Raw genomic sequence first — 22,765 nt, 5'->3', positions numbered from 1 at the left:
TAATCTAATAACGGTGCTGGTGTTGAAGAAGTAGTTATCTTATTTTTGTGCATGGACCACTAGTACTATTCTTAATGAAAAAATATAGTAGCTGACTTTCCAGAATACCGTTGCTAAGGACTGTTCAATGCATACCCGTTTCACCGTTGGAGATCAAACCTACGAAATTCATTATCGTGGGTATCCCAGTGAAGACGACTTTTTTGAAAAGCTGTTTCATAGCTATGATGAAATGCGACAGTTTTTGGATGAAAGTTGCAGAAACGACCCTATGCTGGAAAGCAAGCTGACTAGTCTTGCGGGAGAGTCAGGCGCAGGGAATGTCAAAGAACGTATCGTTCAAAAAATTCAAGATGGCGTACTGCAAATCAGTATTCAAGGCGTGCCAACCCGCATTCCCTTTAATGTCAAACCCCGCAAGTCGAAAGAGCCTGAGTATATCCCAGAGCCGGTTCGGCCTGATCGAGAAGACAAGCTCGATCTGGATTATAAAATAGTCGTCGAAGTAGCAGGTATCTGCCAGGATATGAACCAGGTAGTGGTATATGGCAATCGTCAAGCTGGCTTGATTGAACTCAACGAAGGCGCGACGCCTTACAAAAAAGACGGCACTTTGCACCGTAGCCTGGTTACAATTAGTAACATTCCCAATCAGCCGCGCAACCTGGGTTTACGCATATCGATGCATAAATCGAATGCCTCTGCCACTGAGCCTCCACTGAATCTGCCGTTTGTTGAAAATGTACTTCCCGTTCATAAAGACACTGAAATGGAAGAGTGGGATAACGTGATAATCCCAGTGAAACCGCTTGGCTATATTACAGAAAACAAACTACGGCCCGAGTCGGATATTTTGCCTCATGGCGGCTGGGTGTATGTGTTTAAAGAGGGGAAAGTGTGGCGAGAACTACTCGTCAATAACCACCAAACCTATCGTGACACACGATTACACTACTACCGCAGTATGCGAACTAATCAATTCGCCATGGACGATTCAGAAAAGCGTAAAGCATTAGGTGCAGTTTTCCATACCATCTGGATACCATTTAAAGCCAACGGTAGCATTATAACCGGCTATCGAATGATGTACTCCCGCAAACAATTAACCTGGGAGCAAATAGACCAATTAGAAAACAGCCCAGTCGCCCTAGAAAAGCGCACCACACCGATTGATGCCATTGATATTTACCAAAGCAGCAAACACTTCGATTTAAACAGCGGCCCAGTCGGCCCCATTGCCCCCGCATTATTAGACCAAAACCCAGAAGTCATACCCCCACCAGAAAACCCCAGAAAAAAGCACTCCAACTACTTGGATGAACACCGGGGGGATAAGTTTGCAGTGGTGTATTTGGATGCAGTGCCCAAGGTGCTTCAACTTTACATACAGCAAGATATTAAGCTGATAAATGAACAAAAGGATGACATTTTTTATTTGGGTACAACTGATGAGAGCTGGTATGAACAAATAACTTTAAAGGAAGCAGAGCCTATTAATGACAGTTGGATAAAGATTGCTTTTGAAGATCCTCCTGAAGGGGGGGAATATGATTTGATTCGTGTGCCAGTTAATGAATTAAATGCACCAGAGTTTATCTTAAAAGGTCAACCTTATAGCAAGTTACAAGAATTAACTATAGCTGGCTCTAAAGCAGCCCAGACAGATAAGTCTAAGACAGATTAGCTTTTTTGATGAGAGCTAATAAAAAATTTGGCAGTATGTATGGAATAAGAGGATGTCGCGAAAGGGTACTGGAGAGTTAATATGAAGCAACAGGGTATTCTTCCACTGCTCTACAAGGCCATCCATGGCCTTTAGAGCTTTAGCTGTTCCCGACAGCCGTTCTAGAACACCCTATCACTCCATATTCCCCGGCTTTAGCGGCGACTTCCAATAAGGGAAGCTAGTTATAATCACCAGCTTTACCGGCACATCAGTCTGGGCTCCTTCTCCCTCTGGGAGAGGGCTGGGGTGAGGGGCTAGTCTATAAAAGATTAGTGAAATTAGTTTAAAAGCGTTAAATGAAAATACATTGTAAGAAAATGAAAAAACTTAACTATTACTTTTTTATTGTTGCAACAGCACTTTCCCTAATAGCCTGCCAACCTTCAGATTCGTCTGATAAACAAGAGCAGCCAGAATATAAAACGATCAGTGCATTAGATACCCCTGAGGCTAAAGCCCAAAACGCTAAAATGGGGCCACCTACACCGCCTTATGATTTTTTGGTATTGGAAGAAGACTTAGATGACCCAAAGCAATTTGATCAGCCTCGTATTCAGTTTACCATGAGACGACAAGACTTGGACAGTCTTGCTAAAGAAGTGTGGAGTATTAAAAAAGATGGTACCGATCTACGTCGAGTGGCATCTAAAGAGTATTTAAATCAGTTTGAAGAGGGGGTTATTGCTACTGCACGCCCTGTGCGAAGCCCAAACAATCGCTATTTAGCATTAATGATGACAGGTAAACGTTTTGCTCATGATCCTATAATTTTAGTTGACTTGAAAAATGATACAGCTGTAACAGTTGAAGAAAAAATACGTCAAGAGACTTATTTAAATTTTAGTCACGACAGTACAAAATTGTACTATCTATGGGGGCATAAAATTCGTGAATATGATATTAAAACGAAACAGGTTGTTGAAAAATATCATAATAAAGAACCCTATATGGCATTTAAGATTTTTGGTCCAGACGATGATTTTATTGGCATTAGTTATGGCGGAACAATTTACAAGTTTAAAAAAGATGGAAAAGAGCCTTTTTTAAAGAAAAACTTTTACCCAAAAAAATCTAATTCTAGAATACTAGAAGTTGTAAGGTTTAGCTTAAATGGACGATTTGTTTTTTCAACGAAAAGCAGTGGTGCTATTGGTAATTTGTTAGTTGATACAATCAACGATAAAGCATATGAAACTGGAGAAAGAAATAGGCCGTCAGTAGTCGCATTTATGGCGACTGAAGAGCCAGTTTATTATGACTTTAACTATAAAAAAATTGATGCAAGTCGAATCAATAATATTTCGTATAATAAGGTTAAACCTGAGGTTCCGCTAGTTATTAAGTTAAAAGATGCTTTTTTATATAACCTGAGTTTGAGTAATAAATAAAAGGAGTTTTAACGTGGCTAGTCAATCAGGTTCTGCAAAAGATAAACAGCTTTTGTATTTTATGACGGTAGAGGTTGATGAACAAGGAGAACCAGCCGGTAAGTATGAGCCTTTGCCAAATCAGCTTATTTTTGCCAAAGTATCAAGCCATATAGCTGATGTTAAATTACCCAAAGCTCTACAAGAAAAACAGAAAGATGAGCCTAAAGAACAGGAGGAAACTACAACTGCAGACGAAAGCAATTCAGGTGGTGAAGTATGGATTCCCTTAGTTAGCTCCGAAAATGGTGTGATTAAATGGGCGACTGTCACCCCTCAGTCGGTTAAAGCGGCATTGGAAGATAAGCAGGATAATACAAAGTATACCAAGAAAGATATCGACAATACCGACCTAATGTTAACGGTAGGTGAAGGACAAAATTTTCATTTAGTACGTGATGCTGACGAACTGTTGTTCGAAACTATTGAATTTTTTACCCCACCCCAGGCACTGCTGAATTATGCTATGGCGGCGGCTGGACCTAATTGGGCAAAAGCAGTTAATAACGTATTAAAAGACAGCGGCATCACCGGCAATAAAGTTACCAAGCAAAATATCAAGGAACAAGATATTTTTACATTACCAGAAGAGGAGCAATTGAACGATGATAATCAAGGGTTATTAACAAGAAATAGAGAACAGCGTACTGAATATAGGGTCTGGCGTAAAGACTTGGCCAAAAACCATCGTACGGGTGAGGTTTACGGGTTTGTATTCCCGCGTTTCCGTGGCGTTGTTATGCTTTTTTCTGACCAACGATTTGAAGGAGCTAGAGTAACTGCTTGGCCAAAACATCTCAGTGAACAAGAAGCTACTAATGAAGAAGAAATCATACGTTTTGTTGATGTTAGATTGTCTGCAGACTCAAATGACCCCATTTTTTTAACTGCACATTTTAAATCAAAGGCTGAACTTAAAGTTGGGCTGTATCAGTTTGAAATTGACTTATCTAATACTGGTTATTCTTCCAAAGGCCAATGGCACCCTACCATTGCAGGAAGTAAAAAACACCAAATTGAAGGTACTAATAAATATACTTTGTTGGCCTATCTGGACTTTGATACTAATACCCCTGTGGGTGATATTTCCATTGTCAATGGCGATCCAGTTGCTTTGGAAGAAGTAATGGTACAGCAGTGCCCTGAGATTTTTGGACATATTTTACGCCATGCCATGTGGGCAGATAAAGAAGATGTTCATGGGCGGGTACCTAGCAATATAGCCAAAAAAGTGTTAACAGGATTAGATTCAGCAGTCCATGCGACAAAAGTAGGTAAAACCATTTATGATACCGTAGGTGGCTTTGCTACTGCTGGCGATCGCTGGAGCTATGGTATGGCTACCCTTACCGCATTGAAGGAGTTTGCCCCTATTCCTCGAGATACAGCTACTTATCAGGCAATGGAAGCAATTTTAGATATTAATGACTTGATCAGTAAAGGCCCAGCTTTATTTAAGTCAGTGCAAGAATGGCGTAATGGCACGTTAACCTCAACGGTTTTACAAAACCGTTGGATAAATGAGGCTGGCTTTACCAGTAACCGAACCGCATACCGCAGGATGCGTCGAATGGGGCTATCAAGATTGCATGTAAAACTACTGGGGCATGCAACTGGTGGTATTATAAAAGCTGCAGCAGTGCTCGACGTAATAAATAAAACAGGTGATTTATGGTCTACAGGAAAAGCTATACATCATGCTAGCAAGAACCGTAGTCAAGCAGTTAATCAACTACATGCTATTAATGAGCATTACCATAAAATAACCCAAACACTAAATGACTTAACTTCTTGTACTGCAAATTATGTGAACAGAGGAATCTTAACTCAAAAAGACTATAAAGCTATTTTAAATGATCCTTCATTTTTATCTAGCCAACTAGCCTTGGTAGGCACTCAGGAGGTCAAACTGAATGTTGTCTTTCCACAAGATAAAGATGAGATTTATCAAATTAACGGTAAATCACAGTTAGGCTCAGTAAAGGCCTTCGCAGAGGCCGTCATGCATCAATGTTCTGCAGATACTGTCGTTACTTTGAAAGGCTATGCTAGTACTGAAGGTGAATTTGAATATAATCAAAAGCTATCTGAGCGACGAGTTGCGAATGTAAAGGCAAAATTAATTGAGTATGGTGTGCCTGCTGATAAACTGCATATTATTGGTTATGGTGAAACTTTACCAATTCGCGACAAACAAGGAGAAGAGAATAAGGTACTTAGCCGTCGTGTAGAAGCTGTGGCTCGATTTTATAATAGTGAGCGTATTCCTATTTATCATACATTTAGACAGGGTAGTCAGAAAATACATGCGGCTATTTTACAAAGTATAAAATATGATAAAAAAGTTAATGAGGAACTGGGAAAATTTGTATCGACTTGTATCGATTTAGTAATGGTAGCTGCTTCATTTACCCCAATTGGGTTTGTCGTCGTTAATGCAATAACAGTTATCCAGCTGGCAGGTAAGGTTGCAGATAAAGCAACTACTTTATTTGGTCCTGCTCAAGATATGGCTGACAGACTATGTCAGGAAGGTTACTTCTCATCTAAATTAGACAAATATGCCAGTATTTATGCAGTTGAAGAGACATCGTATGCAAATCAACTTTTGTTAAAAGAGTCAATTGAAAAGTTTTATTATAAAAAACAGGAAATAATAAAGCATAATGTGAAACAAAATCCTGAAAATGGGGAAGAGTTTTCACGAGATAGCTTAAGAATCGCAAAATATTTTCTTGATATTCAGTATCGTTTGCGCTTTGAGGCTATCCAAGGATTAGTGGGGCTGCTTAAAAGAGCGGCTATAGAATCGGATAGTCAAGAAGGATACATACAGGAACTTAAAAAACTTAAAGTCGATTTATATATTAATAAATATATTATGAACGATAACTGGCTATATCCTATGGACTTAGATTTCCCAGTATCCTTGGATGAATTTTGGATGCAGGGGGTTGCTGAATATGATCTTAGAAAACGAGAAGACGAGGGTGAAAGAACATGGGATAGTTGGGTTGCTCATGAAGTGTCTGATGCTTGGGGAGGAACAAGTGAGTTTTTTCATCGGCCATTAGTATCCATGCGGGGTTTTTTTAATAGCGCCTTTAATGATGTTGATGGCTCGGTTCGTGCGGAATTTCAGCGGGTATTTCCAGTACATTATTTTAGTGCTGAAGACACTTGGACATTTGCCAAAACCTTCAGGACCGATTTATCTGAAATTACACCAGAAGATTACGAGTATTCTAATGTTTATTGGCGGCCTTATGGTTCTAATAATAAAACGGAGTGGCAAAAATTATACAACCACCGAGATGAAGATGGAAATTTAATAGCAATCTCTCCGCTTGACCAAATTAGAATCATAGTAGTAATGAAAGATCGACAAGATATCAAGGAAGCATTAGCTGTTCCATTTAAGCTACAGCTAAAAAGAGTTGATGGTGTTTGGTCTGCTGATGGTCCTGTTTATGACGGTTTTTTAAAGACACTGACAGAAGATGTGCTGCTTGATAATGAAAAATTTCTAGCAGGAAAAAAAGGCGCAATTATAATACCTTATTACCAGCTTGGTAATAATATTGTATTTGGCACTAAACCCATGACAGGTAATTTTCAGAAAATTGAGCGTTATTTTGTTAATGACTCATCTCCAATGGCTAAAGTTGCACGTCACCTATTCATAGATAAGGATGTCTACAAACAATACCAGCTTGGTATTCTAGGTGATATGAATTATGAATTTACCATTGAAGTAGCAAACCAGAGTACTTCTTTATATCATATCTCTATTTATAAACGTGATCTGTACCATTGGCTGACAAGGCTAAAGACAGGTGAAGATAGGATGGATGACTATAAAGTATCTATTGATGTTAATAAAAAATATGGAGATGTTTACTTAGAAAAACTTTTTCTTCATAAGAAATTTTTAACATCATCATCTTATAAATTTGAGTATCCGCCTTTATTTGATGGGAATATTACTTGTGTTGCTTTATTTAAAATAGGTAAAAATAACCCCTACTTTATGTTGCATGATTCCTTTGTTGGTGATGATGATATCCCTGGTATGAATGAATATAAAGTAAGAGGCCAACCTTTAATTTTTAATGGCACACGCGTAAGGATTCCGGATTTTGACTGGAGTACATCGGTTGAAGTTGTGCTATTGGTGGCTTGTGATAAATTAACCAAGGATGGCTACTTAGAAATTAAACACTCGAAATCTGCTGATGGCTCTTATGAATACCAAGCAGATAGAAACGAGCAGCAGAAAAAAAGCTGGACAAGAATACCTATCTCATTTCAGTTAGCTGAAGCTTCAAGAAATCCTCTTATTTTAGGTCCTGTGATTGGTGAAAGACTACACTATCTGGGTAATTTTGATGGAGACCTAAACTGGACAGACTCTGAAATACCCTATGACCCAGAACGTTTTAGTGAGATCACTCGACTATTGGCCGCGGGTACTAAAGATCAAAAAGAAGCAATGTCAGGACAAACAGGGCTTTTTGACTTTCTTAACGAACGTCATGTATTCGCCTGCCATCATAAATTTAGTTATACCGCACCTACTGGTAAGAAAATAAACTCTCTTCGGCCATTTGGTAAAACTGATTTTGCTAATAGAGAAAGGGTTAAACTAGGTAAAGATGGTATTCTCAACCCAAATGAGGATAGAGATAAAGCTGATAGATCTCATTATGGAAGCTTTTTCTTTACAATTACCAACATCCAAACCCCTGACCTTTCAGGTGTAAATATTCAAGATATCTCCGAAGATGGTGAAGGTTCAAGCTTTTTTAGTACTCCTACTCGATTACAAGTACCACGACCATGGAATTATTTTTCTGGTGTACCATGGGTTCAAATGGATCAAGAAAAAATTGATGAAGCTGTTAAAAGATTAAAAGAAAACCAAGAAAACTCTGGCAAACATAGAATGACAATTGAAATGGAATGGGTTGCTACTCCAAAAGAAAAAAGGGAAAAGCTAATTAAAGATTGGATTGAAAAGGAAGTAAGCGATATTAACTATAGAATCAAAGGAGATCATGCAATTTAGAAGACTAAGTTTTAGTATTGTGATTTTTTATTAGGAGTGTTCTAAATTGAAAATACTTAGAACACCTATTTGGTCTATAGGGTAGATAAACAGAAACTTGGGTAAGATTTAGAGTCTGAATTTTTAGTGTTTAAGCCTATTAATCACTAATGTTGATGATAAAGAAAAAAGGCATAAATCTTACCAAAGCTAGTTTATAAAGAGCCATATCTTAACAAAACTGATCCAAATACCTCTGACATTCCCGTGGATTTTCTAATCGAATAAACTCAATATGCTTATATTTTTCTTCTGCAGCTAGCTGTCGATACTTAGCTTTATTTTTATAGTAGGTTTTTATGGTCCAAAGGACTATGGAATCTTTTGAGAAAAGTTTACCAAAGCTTTCTCTATTGCCTGTGCCAGGCCATAGCTCTTTTTTGGTAAGGGATCTGTTAAGAGCACGCGTTATGGCTTGGTATAAGGTTCGAGGAAAACTGTAGTCTATCCAAATAATGGTATCAACCTCTTTCCATTTTATTGGTGTGCTACGGCTATAATTACCATCTAGTACCCACTTATCTAGCTTCAAGCGACATTCTAAATTATTAAAAAATTCTTCATCGCTAGGCCAATACCAATTTTTACCCCAAAAAATAGAGTCCATTTCTATATAGGGGTAACCGAGTTGCTGAGCCAGTTTTTTAGCAAAAGTAGTTTTACCACTACCACTGGTGCCTATTACATTGATTTTTTTCATAATGCTAATGACTTAATCTGCTAAACTACCCAAATCACTCATACCAGCCCTGTTTATTAAGAGGCAGAAGCAGCCTAGCTCTTGTAGCATAAATTTTTAAGCAAAACAAATACTGATTGTTATGCCCTTCAATCCTAACGCTTTCTGTACCTTAAGGAAAGTAAAGGTCTCTGGATAAATGCTTACATTTAAGGCAGCTTAAAAGCGGTAGAGGAAGGTTAGAGTGTCATTATTGTCTTGCCTCTAAGGTCTCAACTCTTGTATTTAGCTCTTTGATAGACTCCAGAAGAACCGGAATCAAGCCGCGATAATCAACACGCAAATAACCTTGTCCATCTTGCTTTACTAATTCTGGAAATTCAGCTTGTACTTCTTGGGCAATAACGCCGTATTCAGTTTGGCCAGCTAAATGTTGCTGAGTACTGTCAGGTTGCCATGAGTAGCTATAGCCACTAACACGACTGATTTTATCTAAACTTTCTTGTAAAGGGTGAATGGTTTGTTTTAGGCGGATGTCGCTGAGCCCGAAACTATAATCTCTCACTAAAACTCTGTTCTTTTCAACATAGCCTGGTGCAATAAAATATTGGCCATTGCCTTTATTTACTTTAAACAAACTCCAGGCGCTAAAAGCATTATTAGCTGGTTGAACAACATAGCCTGAGCGGCACTTATTATTTATTGATAAGTACTCTGCTTCGGTAATGCTAAACGTATTTGCATTGAATAACCCCCATTCTCCTAAAGTGATTATGGATGACTCCCATGCTCCTGACATTGCTATAGGAGGGTAGTGATAAGAAACGCCAACACGATTAAAATTTGTTACTGGATTATTGAGATCTTTTGTCCAGTACCAATCGCTACCGTCAAGCTTTCCACAAAACACTTGTGTGGTTTCAGCATAAGTACTTGAGACAGGCCCCAAAGCTACAATACTAGCAAATAATAACGTAGATAATTTCATTTATTTGATTGTTTAGTAATGACTTAAGAGTAAATAATTTTAATGTCTTATTTATTTTGATATGTTGGTGTTTTGTGTTTGTTGGTAAATTGGTTGTTAAAGGTATTAAGTGTTCTCCTATCAATCACAGAATATAAAATAGTCAGATATAAAAATAATTTTTAAATATTACTCATATTACGGATCAGTTAGGAGTTAATTGTGATACAGCAAGAAAATAGTTAAGAGATTCAGAGCTAAGTCAGTCGAGGTCATGAGCCGCTTAGCTGGCTTCTTCGAGTCACCACCCGAACAAATGGAACACTCCACGGTCGCCGTTGTTTTAAGCATTTCAATGATACTGTTGGGTCATTACTGCTTTGGCTATGTCTTAGTCATTCGCTGTCTGCTCAAACAAACGCCACTATAGGTGATATATCTTATCCAAAAGTCGTAGCTTTACCCTTTACTATTGGGTATGCATACTATATTCATGATCTTTTGAAGTTACGAACGTCTGATATACAGTTTAGATAGCTGGACCGTTCAGAAAGTTTAAGTGTTTAGAAAGCTAAAGCAGGTAATCCTTTATGAATGACATCGTGATTGGCGATGATGGGGTTGAGCGCCAGTCGCTACACCAATACACAGAAAGTGCATACTTGAACTATTCAATGTATGTCATTTTAGATCGTGCTTTGCCACATATTGGTGATGGCTTAAAGCCCGTCCAGCGACGTATTGTGTATGCCATGAGCGAGCTTGGCTTGAAAAACACGGCCAAGTATAAAAAGTCGGCTCGTACAGTGGGTGATGTATTGGGTAAATATCATCCACATGGTGACAGCGCATGTTATGAAGCCATGGTGTTGATGGCACAGTCCTTTTCTTACCGTTACCCGCTGGTTGATGGCCAGGGTAACTGGGGCTCAGCGGATGACCCTAAGTCTTTCGCAGCGATGCGCTATACCGAATCGCGGTTATCGGGCTTTTCTGAGCTGTTATTGTCTGAGTTGGGACAGGGCACTGTTGACTGGCAACCTAACTTTGATGGCTCGCTAGATGAACCAATGATGCTACCTGCCCGTGTACCCACTGTACTTTTAAATGGCGGTACTGGTATTGCAGTAGGGATGGCAACAGATATTCCACCCCATAACCTACGGGAAGTGGTGAATGCTTGTGTGTATCTTTTAGACAATCCAAAGGCAGCTTTGCCAGAGCTAATGGAATATATTCCAGCACCAGATTTTCCTACTGAGGCAGAACTCATTACCCCCAAGCAAGACATTTTAAAAATGTACCAAACTGGTCGTGGCAGTTTGCGGATGCGGGGGATTTACCACACGGAAAATGGGGATGTTGTGATTACGGCGCTGCCTCATCAGGTGTCTGGTGCTAAGGTGCTTGAGCAAATTGCGGATCAGATGCAGAAGAAAAAACTGCCCATGGTGGCGGATCTACGAGATGAGTCTGACCATGAAAACCCAACTCGGTTGGTGATTGTGCCGCGTTCTAATCGAATAGATATTGAACAACTGATGGCGCATTTATTTGCCACAACGGATTTAGAGCGTACCTATCGAGTTAACTTGAATATGATTGGGGTGGATGGTCGCCCACAGGTTAAATCGTTAGATGTTATTTTAAATGAGTGGCTTGGTTTTCGGCGGGATACTGTCACTAAACGGCTTCAGTATCGTTTAGATAAAGTTAATCGGCGAATTCATCTGTTAGAAGGTTTGCTAATTGCCTATCTCAATATTGATGAAGTGATTGAAATTATCCGTACTGAAGACCACCCCAAAGCGGCGTTAATGGAACGCTTTGGTTTATCTGATGATCAAGCAGAAGCGATTTTAGAGTTAAAATTACGCCGCTTAGCTAAGCTGGAAGAAATGAAAATCCGGGGTGAACAGGATGAGCTAAGCAAAGAGCGGGACAAACTGGAAAAAACCCTTAACTCACCAGCCCGACTGAAAACGTTAATTAAAAAAGAGCTACAAGCTGATGCTAAGCAGTATGGTGATGACCGCCGTTCGCCATTGGTTGCTCGTGAAGAAGCTAAAGCATTAACTGAGGCTGATTTATTATCTTCAGACCCAGTCACTGTTGTGTTATCTAAGAAAGGTTGGGTAAGAGCAGCAAAAGGCCATGAGGTTGATCCAACTTCGCTGAACTATAAGTCGGGTGATGACTATATGTTTTCAGTGCGCAGTAAAAGTAATGAACCCACTTTATTTATAGACTCAACTGGTCGCTCTTATACCGTTGCTACACATACATTGCCATCAGCTAGGGGGCAGGGTGAGCCTTTAACTGGGCGTTTATCTGTGCCTTCTGGTGCTAGTTTTAAAGGGATGTTTAATGGTGATGAAAATACCCTATTGTTATTGGCATCTGATGCGGGCTACGGCTTTGTTACTAAAGCAACTGACTTGTTAACTAAAAATAAAACCGGTAAAGCAGTATTAACTTTGCCAAAAGGGGCAGAGGTTTTAACGCCATCAGTTGTACGAGATATAGAAGAGCAGGATTTGGCGGTATTTACTAATGAAGGCCGCCTGTTGGTTTTTGCAATTGCAGATCTGCCAATGATGGCAAGAGGCAAGGGAAATAAAATTATTAATATTCCAGCTGCTCGTGCTGCTGAAAGGGAAGAATATGTTGTCAGCCTACAGGTGCTTGGTAGAGCAGACAGCTTAATGGTGTACTCTGGTCGTCGTAAACTGGTGCTTAAGCCTGAAGATATTGAACACTATGTGGGTGAGCGAGGCCGTCGTGGTAGTAAGTTGCCAAGAGGCTTCCAGAAGGTTGATAGTGTAGAGGTGATAGAGGTAAAAGAAGAGTAGTTCTTTTCCTCTGAGCTTATAAAGCTGCTGTCCCCCTTTGACAAAGAGGCTGTCGCAAAAGTTGTTCCCCCCTTTAATAAAGGGGGGCTAGGGGGGGATTTAAAGTGATCGTGGTTTTTGTTTCACCTCAGTCTTATTTGTATGTAGAAATCCCCCTCAACCCCCCTTTTTCAAAGGGGGAAGTTGGGTTTCTTCATACCTCTAACTTCTTTGTTTCTGACAGCAACTCCAGAAAACTCTATCGTTTCATGTTTTCCAACTTTTGATACAGACCTATAGAGAGTTAAAAACTAACTAGCTTGGCTTTGTTGTCCATCATTGTCATCAAGCTCAATAGCTATAACGCGTTTAATATTAGGAAGCTCCAAAACAGGCTCTGCCTGAACTCGACTGTCATTAAAAATATCTAACGTTGCTTCATGAATGAATAATTCGTCAGTTGCCAGGTTGGCAATTTGCTTAGCTTCGCAAGCAGCACTAGCTTGTAACGCAGGGTGTCTACTCAGTGTGGGATGTTTCCGTGGTTGATTATCGATGCTAATTCCTAGGCCCATGGTGATTTTACTGGTTTGTTGGTCACTTGGCTGGTAATTAAGAATATCAATGGCTGTTTGAATGGCTTTGAAAAAGAAGTCTTCAACTTGGTTTTGTAGGAAGCTGATAAAAACATTGCCTTCAGTTGAATAGTTAATATGGCCACTATGCTGGTTGGCAAGCGTTTCGATATAGCTCAACTGTTGGTTAAGCATTTGATTAAACAGCTCGCTCGTTAAACACTGCTTAAGCGTATCAATATTTGAAAACTGTATACAAATCGTTGCAGAATGGTTAAGAATGTGACTAGGCATTTCAACGACAGGGGCTGTATCGGGTGGTAATAGGCTTGGTATGGCGCGAGCAAGCAGGCCTAATTCATCGTTACGCGTTGTATTTTTTAGCTGGTAAATAGCGCTTTTATCTTTTCGCTGAATAATGGCTGTGAGTTTCTGTAAATCTAGGCTCAGCCGGTTTGTTTGTTGAATGAACAACAATAAGCCACAGATTAGTAACATGATACTGGTAAAAACAACCATAGTGGTCGCATCTTTTGCTGGTTTGCTGATATAGAAGTCATTAAGTTTAATTCTGACTAAACCAACAAACACTTCTTGGTGGTGTACTGGGGCAGTATAAGTTTTTTTAGTGGCTAGCTGTTGTTTACTGGATTTGGTAGTAGCTGAAGCTAGCAGCTGGTTCTTGGTGCTGTAAATACTTGCACTGTATATATAGGGATTTTCTACCAGGTCACTTAGCAGGACATTTAAACTGATCCGGTCATTAGTCATTAGTAGCTCGCCAGCCATATTAGCTGTTTGCTTGCTAATCGTTTCGCCAAATGCCTCAGCTTGCTGATGGGCGCTGGTATTAATTTCTTCATAGGCAATGTAGCTGAAGATACTGCAAAACATAATCAGTATAATGCTAAACAATACAGCTAGTTTTTTGTTTAAAGTGAAATGTGTTTTTTTAACTTTCGCTATGAAGGTAAGGAATATGTTGTTGGAAATTGCCACAATATAAAACCATTGGATAGTAAAGGGCTTATTGATATTTGCTTGAAGAGCGCTGCTGGCAGATATTACTATCAATGGCTGATACGAACTAGAAGAGATGCTTAAAATCTTTACTTGGTTAGTACAAAAGGATGCGATTGCTTTTTTCAAGTAAATGGACACAAGATATAGCAAATGGAGGAAAGAGCAGGAATGTCTGAATTATATTGGTCTTTAAAGTGAGCGATTGTTCATGTATAAAAGCTGAAATTGTTATACAATGCAATGTTATATTCATATTATGTTAGTGTAGCATTACCGGGCTTATAATTGATCGTGGTGCTTATAAATGATCAGTGGTGTTTTAAATAACTCAACAGCTTTTACTGGGGGAAGTAAACTTGCGACTAACCCGTCTTATAAGGCGATTAGCAATCTTTTAGCAAAGCAGCTATCAGATCGCTCCTCTCATCAAGAGTTAACCAGCGCACTGGTGAAAGCCGTCGAGTTTAAACAGAAAAGTGCTTCAGCTGGGCTGGCTGCGATTGATGTAGCAGCAAAGCTTAAGCAAGCAATTCTTGATAACGATAAAATTAATCCTGAGTTTAAAGGGCTAAAAGATAAACTACTGACGATTCTTATAGGTATTTACCGTAAGCTGGAAGCTGAGCCCGTATTGCATAAAGCAATGAGCAATCATAAGGCATTTCAGGTATTTGATAAGCAGCAGACCTGGCGGTTAATGACTGATCACAGTCAACAAGAACTAAGAGGTGAATATGGCTTTGAAGATGAGGCTGGTTATTTAGCTGCTATGTTTTATGGCTTCAGCCATATGCTCGCTACAGTGGAACAGCCATTAGATACCACGTTATTGGAAAAACTACAGAATAAGGCTGTAGCAGGGGTTCTGCCTTTGGGTAAAACGATGCAGGAACAGCTGATCCAGGAACAATATGGGCTACCAGAAATTACTTTGCCAATCGGTTACCAGGATCAGCAAGCAACAACCAAAAGCCTGATGGCAGGAGATCCGTTAGTCGATAAACAAGCCAACGCTTCTGAAGCCGGGCTAATTGAATTAATCAAAGGCTATCAGCTGGAACCCTGGTTTGAAGTGTTAGGAGTGACATTAAAGGATGGCTCTTTAAGTTATCAGGATGCTCAGCAAATTAACTTGCATATTAAGCCTAGAACCGCTGCCCAATGTACGGAACTGACAGCCGATATATTAACTGATTACAGTCAGGCACAAAGTTTTTCTCGAACTGAAAACGATAAATTAGCAGCCATTGCTCGTTGCTGCCAGGAGTTGGCCAGGGCTAAACCTTTTATTGATGGTAATATCAGAACAATCGGTGTTTTAGTTGCCAATAAATTATTATTGCAACAACAGTTAGCACCGGTGATTATGCCAAATCCCCAGCGATTTACGGCATTTTCAGCAAAAGAGCTTTTATCAGAGATAAAGTTTGGTCAAAGTCTATTTGAAAACTATACGTCAACTAAGTTTAAAGCAGCTAGTGAGCCGGAGGGGATACCTTCCTATGCCAAGTTTATTTGAGGGGATAAAATTACAATTATTAATGGCGCCCTTAACTAGACTTTTTAATAATTGGCTGGCCATTAGCTTTTTCAATATGTGCAGATAATGGCTCTGGTTTTGCGAAATAAAAACCTTGTAAGTAATCACAGCCGGCTTCTATAAGAATGGAGGCTTGCTCTTCTCTTTCAATACCCTCGGCAGTTACCTGAAAGCCTTGCTGTTTGCAATACTTGATAAGAGCGATGACCATAGCGCAACGGCGAGTATCCACCATCATATCAACTAATGATTTATCGATTTTAATAGTATCAATTGGGTAGTTTAATAGCTGTACCAATGAGGTATAGCCTGACCCAAAGTCATCAATAGCCAAAGATAGCCCTAGTTTTTTTAAATCATGTAAGTTATTTTCAACTTTTGTTAAATCTTGAATTTCGAACGTTTCAGTTATTTCTAGTTGGAAAATAACAGATGTCAGATCAGTTTGATTAAATAGCTTCGCTATTTGCTCACTAAACAGCTGAGAACTAAGTTGAGCTGAAGATATATTAATGGAAAGTTTTAAATGGTTACCAAATAGGTCTAACAATGTTTTAGAATCATGGATTACCTGCTGTATAACCCATAAATCGATAGCTTCAAAGTATCCCCTGCTTTCTGCAATAGGGATAAACTCAGCTGGTGAAACAAAACCTAATGCTTTAGAATGCCATCTGAGTAAGGCTTCAACACCAGCCACCCGATTTTTTTTAGTGTCAATGATAGGCATGTAATAAACTTCAAATTCAGAAAAATCTTTCTTCTTTAACTCCGTTTCAATTTCTTTATCCCGGCGAGCCTGAGAGGCAAGCTCTTGAGAATAAAAAGCATATTGATTTTTCCCAGCATGTTTCGCTTGATACATTGCCGCATCTGAATTGGAAATAAGCTCTGTTGGGTTTGTACCATCATTGGGGTAAATAGCAATACCAATGCTGGCAGAGACAGGAAAATGGCCAACTTCACAGGTAAAGCCATTATCGAATAAACTCAGAATACGCTCAGCAACTTTATATAAAACGGCATCTTTATTAAACTCATGTAGTAGAACTGCAAACTCATCTCCAGCCAAGCGAGCTAAATCATGACTATAAAATTTTAGTACGATATCAGTTGTGCGAACGGTATCTTGTAATCTTGTAGCAAAGGCTTTTAGTAAAATATCACCTGTTTCATGGCCATATTTATCATTAACAAATTTAAAATTATCTAAGTCTACATATAATAAACCGACTTTTTGATTGTTGTGATCCGCTCGTTGTAAAACTCGCTCTAAACAGCGAGTAAACATTCTACGATTATAAAGTTTGGTAAGAGCATCTTTTTCAGCCATTTCTTTCGTTACTTCGTAAGCACCGTGTAACTGGCTATATAATTTAGCAAACACACGGCTTAAACTGCCTACTTCATCATCGCTTTTATAGGGGTGTGGCTGTTGTTTATGACCTTCCAGTACGTCAGTAATTTCGTGCTCTAAGTCTTGAATCGGGCCAGTGATATACCGTTTAATTAGGTTATTGAGCACTACATAAGAGCATAATGTTAATAAAATAAATGAAACAGCAATTCTCAAGTAAAGTTCATTCAACAGCTCTTGGATGAACTTATTATCAACTTCTAAGTAAATTGAGCCTAAATTGGGTATAGCATGTGACACTTGAATCATTGCACCTGATGCAGGAGGAGGCTGGTTTTCTGCATATAATTCTGAGATTCTGCCTGTTGTTTGCTTCAGTGTTTGTCTTAGTTGATCGAAGCCTTTAATATCAAAGGCCATGACCACTGCTACTGCTTTAGACCAGTCTTTCATTAATGGTTGGCGTAAAGTATAGCGGTCAATAAATCGAACATAAACTAGTCTGATTGAACCATTGTGCTTAATGAGTGTTCTAGTGCTATGGGTTAAATTAGATCGTCTTTTTTTTACAATTTCAGGTATCCTAGGATCAATTTCACTGAAAGGATCGTCACTGTTCTCATAATAAAACTCAACCTGATTATCAGGCGATAAAATAGATAAGGATAGATAACCTATACTAACGTCATCTAACTCCTTAATGGCTTCTTCTAAATTACCTTCAATAGCTAGTGCTTTAAAACGCTTGTCTTCAATTTTTAAAAAGTTATGTAGTTCTGCGCTGCGGACTAATGCAGGAAAGTATGTGTCTGCAAAACTTAAATAAAGATTTAAGTTGGCAACTAACTGATTAAGTTGTAGTTTAGCTTCACTTGATTGAAAGTGAATAATGGATTGTTTTTGAATCTGGTAAATACCAAAAAAAGTTATTAAATAACTAAAAATTAAGACAGGTAATATCAGCGACTTTACGCGTTTATTTAGTCTCATGGTCTTTGCTTAATGCTCGCATAATCCGATTGCGTTGAGTCATGCTTTTATCTGATATAATTCGGTATGGCTCACTTTTATCTAGTATTTCAACACTAGGGTATAGGCTTTTATCATTTTTTAGTTCTGTATCTATTAATGGCATAGCTGCTTTATTGGCTGTAGCGCTGCCAGTTTCATTGGCATTAAGTGCTGCGATGTCAGGCTTATTCAAAAAGTTAATAAAAGCTAAAGCATTTTGTTTGTTTTTGCTACTAGCAAGTACGGCTATGCAGTCCACCCATAATGATGTACCTTCTTTAGGTACAGCAAACTTCCATACTTCTTTACCAACAATATCATTGAGTGTGTACTCATCACCACTATAGGCAAGTGCCATAAATAGCTCTTCGTCATCAGGTTTGGCGCTAATATAACTGATTATATAGTCATAGGTCAGAACCTTTGGGAGTTGTTGTTTTAACAAAGTATAAGCAGCCTTTAGGTGATCCACATTTTCGCTATAAATAGGATGGCCACTTGCTCTTAGAGCTGGAATTAAGGTATCCGTATAATCTTCAAGCATGCCAATATGACCAGCTAACTCAGGAGAGGGGGCAAGTAAATCTTGCCAGGAAGTGGGGGGAGATTTAACTTTATCAGCACGATAAGCAATACCGGTTGTTCCCCAAAAGTAAGGAACACCAAAATTACCACAACTTCGTAACCAGCGTCTTTCTGTATTGCTGATATTTTTTACTTCTGTACTGGTCAGTGGAAGAAGCTTATTATTTTTACCAAAGAGCTGGGCTGATGTACTGTCAATAATAACAAGGTCATACTGCTCTGAGCTTTGCGTAGCTAATATCTCATCACGCATCTCATCACTGTCGTAATATACCTGTTTTAAGGCAATACCTGTTTGCTCTTGCCATTGCTGAACGACTTTTTCTGAAAGATACTCTTGCCAGTTGAAAAGTATTAGTTCATTTGCATAGCTATGAAAGCTTGTGCAAGTTAAGCAAGCAAGCAAGATGAAAAACTTCATAGAAACTGCCTTTTTAGTATTAATATACCATGTGTATTAGCTATAATATTCAGATTAGGCATAGATAACTACACATTCTATAGATACAGCGTTACTTGACAGTGTAGTCTTCATCAGTCTGATTTTGTATAGTTAACTCGAGCAGTAAACTTCTGAAAAGAATAAGCAGCTGCAAGATAACAACAAGCAGCAATTAATAACAGGCTGTTAAACCCCAGTTCTATGGCGATAATTGGAGCAAGTAAAATACTGATCACAGATGCACTATTGTTAATACTCCATGCCCAAGGGATTAGTTGATCAGAATGCTTTTGTAATGATGCTAGTGCAGTTGCAAATGGAAAACCCATGGCTAATGCCAGAGGTGATATGGCTATTGTTGCAAAGATAGCTTTAGTTAATAATGTACTGTGTCTTAGCCACTCTAACAGTAAAGGAAGAATGATCTGTAGTGAAATAAGTGATAATAAAATGCAAGCAATTGTAGTGTTAATGAGCACACTATAGCTGAACTTTTTATTGATTAGTTGATTTGCTAGTAGACTTCCGATACCGGAACATATCAAAAAGCTGCAAGTCGTTACAGTGACAGCAATTAATATATTGTCGAACCAGAGAATAAAATATTGAATAAAAGCAATTTCTAAAAAGAAAAAGCTGAATCCAATTAATAAAAAGTAATCAGTGAAAGTCAGCGGATTATTTTTTAGTAAAGTAATGATGGAAACGTGCCTGCTACGAAATAAAAGAGGGATGATAATAAGGAGAAAGCTACATGTTATGCAAATAAATAAAATGAGTAGTTGTAATAAATAGCTAGTTTCAATAAGTGACATACCGCCTTTTCTCGCAAGAGATAGAAACTCATTGATAGATCCCCATTTGAAAAAATGATTAAAAAAAGGCTTGTTGTCTGATGTAGCAGAAATATTAAATTTATAAGCTGATCTGAAGTCCTTATTGTTGATAAGCATTTCATGAATAAGCTGATGAAAGGTAGGTGGAGGAATAATATTGATTTTATTCGTTTGGGTGGTGGTGATACCAGGGAAATAAATTGTGTCAAATCCTTTTGTGTGACAAAATCTAATAATATTTGAGAGTGCATCAGTACTTAAAGATTTTTTACTTAGTAAAATAGTTAATGTTTTCCAGCTTCTAATGAGTACTAAATGATTTTCGGGTGACTCAATGCCTTGTTGATTGAGCATTGACTGAATGGTATTAACCAGCTTAAGGCTGCTTCGAGCAGGTAGGTCAAGCCATTGAGTAAATTGAATGACTCCCTGAGGAGTGAGCCCCTGCCAGTATTGTTCGATTGCTTCAACAGTGTAATTATAGTTTTCAGCTAGAGAATAAATGTTACTACCTATGTATCCACCATCCAGAAAGTCAAGCTGAATAATGTCATATTTTTTATCTGGAAATGCTAAAAAAAAACTGCGAAAACTTTGGTTATATATCTGAGCTTGTTTGCTGAGATGATGCCAGCCAGTGTAGTTTGCTAGTTTGTTAGTAAAAATATTAATGATTAGTGGGTTAGGTTCAACGATATCAATATGGTTAGCCTGGTGATAAAAAGCTTGTAATAAAGTACCGCCGCCGGCTAAACCCAAGATTAACTGTTGAGGACTTTTGACAACCTGATAAGCTAATGCCGATGAGGTATCTGCCAGAAATGCTAAGGTATCCGGTTTATTTTCAGTATAATAGTTAATAGCTGAAAAATGGTTGGCATCAATAAACAGCCCTAATTGAGTGGGAATAGTAGCTGATGATTGAAGGCTTAAACCTGCTGCAGCCCGGTAGGGAATGACAGGACTTTTGACAATATGAATCAGGCTCTGTGGATTAGATGACTGGAGAATAACACTTGCCTGTGGAAGCTGAAGAGTTTGCGGAAGGGGCTTAAAATGGTTAATACTTAATGGTTGTTGGAATAGAGAAAAAATAATACATATAATGACGCTAATCACAATGCACATAAGCAAGTGTTGATTAGACTTTTTTGTTAATTCATACCAAGCAATAGCCAATGTAGCAACAGCAAAACTACTAATTAATAGCAAAATAGTATGTGGGTATAGAAACTCTAATAAAATAATAATAAGTCCTGCTCCAATACCTGAGCCTACTAAATTTACTCCGTATACTGCAGGTATGCTGTGTTTAAAGTATTTTAAACTCATTACTATACAGTTTGCTGCAAAGAAAAAAGGAATTAACAATAGAATAAAAATAAGGGAGAATTGTAACCAGGACTGGTAACTCCACAATAATGTTTGTTGTTGAAAAGGAATGATTTGTACTAAATAGAAACAACTAAAAGAACTGATACCAAATAGTAAATAGCTAATCAAAAATAACCATGTGAAATATTTTTCACACCACTTTTGATAAATACTGATAAAAGTACCGCTTACTGCTATCCCTAAAATGGCTAGGCTAATAAACATATAGGCAAAATGGCTCCACTGAATAATTGCAAAGAGCCGCATAAGGAGAATCTCATAACTAAGCAATGCTACAGAAACAATAAAAATACTACAATAAGGTGCTTTTAATGGGTGAGCATTGAAGTTGATTGACTCACTGCTTATCATAATAGACGCCAGCTTGATATGATTAGGCTAGTGCTTTCCTGTTAATGGTACAAACCTAACTGGCAACACTTGACGGGTAGTTATCTGTTTATCTGTAATTTTTTCTATTAGAATGAGGTGTTGGGTAAAGAACTGATCCCCAACGGGGATAATCATTTTGCCACCTACTTTTAATTGTTTGACCAGTGGTGGTGGGATTTGTCCAGCAGCGGCAGTGACAATAATGCCATCGAAAGGTGCATATTCTGGCCAGCCATAATAGCCATCAGCAAATTTAGTGGCGATGTTTTCATAGCCTAGTTTAGCTAGTCGTTCAGAAGAGATTGTTGCAAGTTCTTCAATGATTTCAATAGTATACACTTGTTTGACAAGAGAGGCTAATACTGCTGCCTGATAGCCAGAGCCAGTACCCACTTCAAGCATAACATCATCTTTATCTGGTTCTAGGAGGTCGGTCATTAAAGCAACAATGTAGGGTTGAGAAATAGTTTGGCCATAACCAATCGGTAACGGACGGTTATCATAAGACCAAGGTTGCTCTGATACTGGTACAAACTTATGTCGTGGCACGGTTGCAATAGCTTTCATTACAGTATCATATAAACTTGACTTGCCTATAAAATAGCTAGTTTCTTTCACTTCTTCGACTATTTCTTGAACCATTTCTTGACGCATAGTTTCCCACTCATACCCGTAACAAATGCTCAGCTGGCTAATTGTTAGACCAATAATGATATAGATAAGATCGTTTAACCATTGCTTCATAATTATGCATATTTAGATTTAGACGTTGATTTTATAGTTACAAACTGTATAAACCGTTTGCTAGTGTTTTAATATAGATAGTAGAAGCTTATCTCCTTAGCAATGAATACTGTTGCAAAAAGGATGCGCTTGCTAGCTTTTATGGATG

The 22,765-nt window shown here is 38.4% G+C and carries 12 protein-coding genes; 5 read left to right on the top strand and 7 right to left on the bottom strand.

Annotated elements, in window-relative coordinates:
- Nucleotides 1–127: 127 nt before the first annotated feature.
- The 3 genes from ORQ98_RS04555 to ORQ98_RS04545 all read left to right on the top strand — a co-directional run bounded on the left by ORQ98_RS04555 (nucleotide 128) and on the right by ORQ98_RS04545 (nucleotide 8,221).
- The gene (locus tag ORQ98_RS04555; RefSeq protein WP_274687600.1) at nucleotides 128–1,684 is read left to right on the top strand and encodes a hypothetical protein; all 1,557 of its coding nucleotides are present in this window, start codon (nucleotides 128–130) and stop codon (nucleotides 1,682–1,684) included.
- A 359-nt stretch (nucleotides 1,685–2,043) separates the two neighbouring features.
- Nucleotides 2,044–3,114, top strand: coding sequence for a hypothetical protein (locus tag ORQ98_RS04550; RefSeq protein ID WP_274687599.1), 1,071 nt, complete (start codon nucleotides 2,044–2,046; stop codon nucleotides 3,112–3,114).
- Between the two features lie 13 nt (nucleotides 3,115–3,127).
- The gene (locus ORQ98_RS04545) at nucleotides 3,128–8,221 is read left to right on the top strand and encodes an OmpA family protein (protein ID WP_274687598.1); all 5,094 of its coding nucleotides are present in this window, start codon (nucleotides 3,128–3,130) and stop codon (nucleotides 8,219–8,221) included.
- A 211-nt stretch (nucleotides 8,222–8,432) separates the two neighbouring features.
- On the opposite strand, the gene ORQ98_RS04540 is transcribed toward ORQ98_RS04545, so the two are convergent.
- Both ORQ98_RS04540 and ORQ98_RS04535 read right to left on the bottom strand, forming a co-directional pair.
- Nucleotides 8,433–8,960 (bottom strand): AAA family ATPase, encoded by a 528-nt coding sequence (locus tag ORQ98_RS04540; protein ID WP_274687597.1) that lies wholly within the window; start codon nucleotides 8,958–8,960, stop codon nucleotides 8,433–8,435.
- A 229-nt stretch (nucleotides 8,961–9,189) separates the two neighbouring features.
- Nucleotides 9,190–9,927 (bottom strand): tail fiber domain-containing protein, encoded by a 738-nt coding sequence (locus ORQ98_RS04535; protein ID WP_274687596.1) that lies wholly within the window; start codon nucleotides 9,925–9,927, stop codon nucleotides 9,190–9,192.
- 569 nt (nucleotides 9,928–10,496) lie between these two features.
- On the opposite strand from ORQ98_RS04535, the gene parC reads away from it, so the two are divergent.
- On the top strand, nucleotides 10,497–12,758 hold the full coding sequence (parC, locus tag ORQ98_RS04530) for a DNA topoisomerase IV subunit A (protein WP_274687595.1): 2,262 nt from the start codon (nucleotides 10,497–10,499) through the stop codon (nucleotides 12,756–12,758).
- Nucleotides 12,759–13,048: 290 nt separating this feature from the next.
- Here parC and ORQ98_RS04525 read toward each other — a convergent pair whose 3' ends face one another.
- Nucleotides 13,049–14,311, bottom strand: a complete 1,263-nt coding sequence (locus tag ORQ98_RS04525) for an AhpA/YtjB family protein (protein ID WP_274687594.1) — start codon at nucleotides 14,309–14,311, stop codon at nucleotides 13,049–13,051.
- Between the two features lie 328 nt (nucleotides 14,312–14,639).
- Here ORQ98_RS04525 and ORQ98_RS04520 point away from each other — a divergent pair, with 328 nt between their 5' ends.
- On the top strand, nucleotides 14,640–15,854 hold the full coding sequence (locus ORQ98_RS04520; RefSeq protein WP_274687593.1) for a hypothetical protein: 1,215 nt from the start codon (nucleotides 14,640–14,642) through the stop codon (nucleotides 15,852–15,854).
- A 31-nt stretch (nucleotides 15,855–15,885) separates the two neighbouring features.
- On the opposite strand, the gene ORQ98_RS04515 is transcribed toward ORQ98_RS04520, so the two are convergent.
- From ORQ98_RS04515 to ORQ98_RS04500, 4 genes are all read right to left on the bottom strand, one after another.
- A complete protein-coding gene (locus ORQ98_RS04515) occupies nucleotides 15,886–18,222 on the bottom strand; it encodes a putative bifunctional diguanylate cyclase/phosphodiesterase (protein ID WP_274687592.1) in 2,337 nt (778 codons plus the stop codon).
- Nucleotides 18,209–19,249 (bottom strand): polyamine ABC transporter substrate-binding protein, encoded by a 1,041-nt coding sequence (locus ORQ98_RS04510; protein ID WP_274687591.1) that lies wholly within the window; start codon nucleotides 19,247–19,249, stop codon nucleotides 18,209–18,211. The genes ORQ98_RS04515 and ORQ98_RS04510 overlap by 14 nt, the downstream gene beginning before the upstream one ends.
- Nucleotides 19,250–19,362: 113 nt before the next feature.
- Nucleotides 19,363–21,852, bottom strand: coding sequence for a spermidine synthase family protein (locus ORQ98_RS04505; RefSeq protein WP_274687590.1), 2,490 nt, complete (start codon nucleotides 21,850–21,852; stop codon nucleotides 19,363–19,365).
- Between the two features lie 27 nt (nucleotides 21,853–21,879).
- Nucleotides 21,880–22,617: a protein-L-isoaspartate(D-aspartate) O-methyltransferase gene (locus tag ORQ98_RS04500; RefSeq protein WP_274687589.1), complete on the bottom strand. Its 738-nt coding sequence runs from the start codon at nucleotides 22,615–22,617 to the stop codon at nucleotides 21,880–21,882.
- Nucleotides 22,618–22,765: the final 148 nt, after the last annotated feature.

This window comes from Spartinivicinus poritis (genome assembly GCF_028858535.1).
In the GTDB taxonomy this organism is placed as follows: Bacteria; Pseudomonadota; Gammaproteobacteria; order Pseudomonadales; family Zooshikellaceae; genus Spartinivicinus; species Spartinivicinus poritis.
The sequence above is the reverse complement of the archived record's forward strand: the minus strand, read 5'-3'. Positions and strand labels throughout refer to the sequence as shown.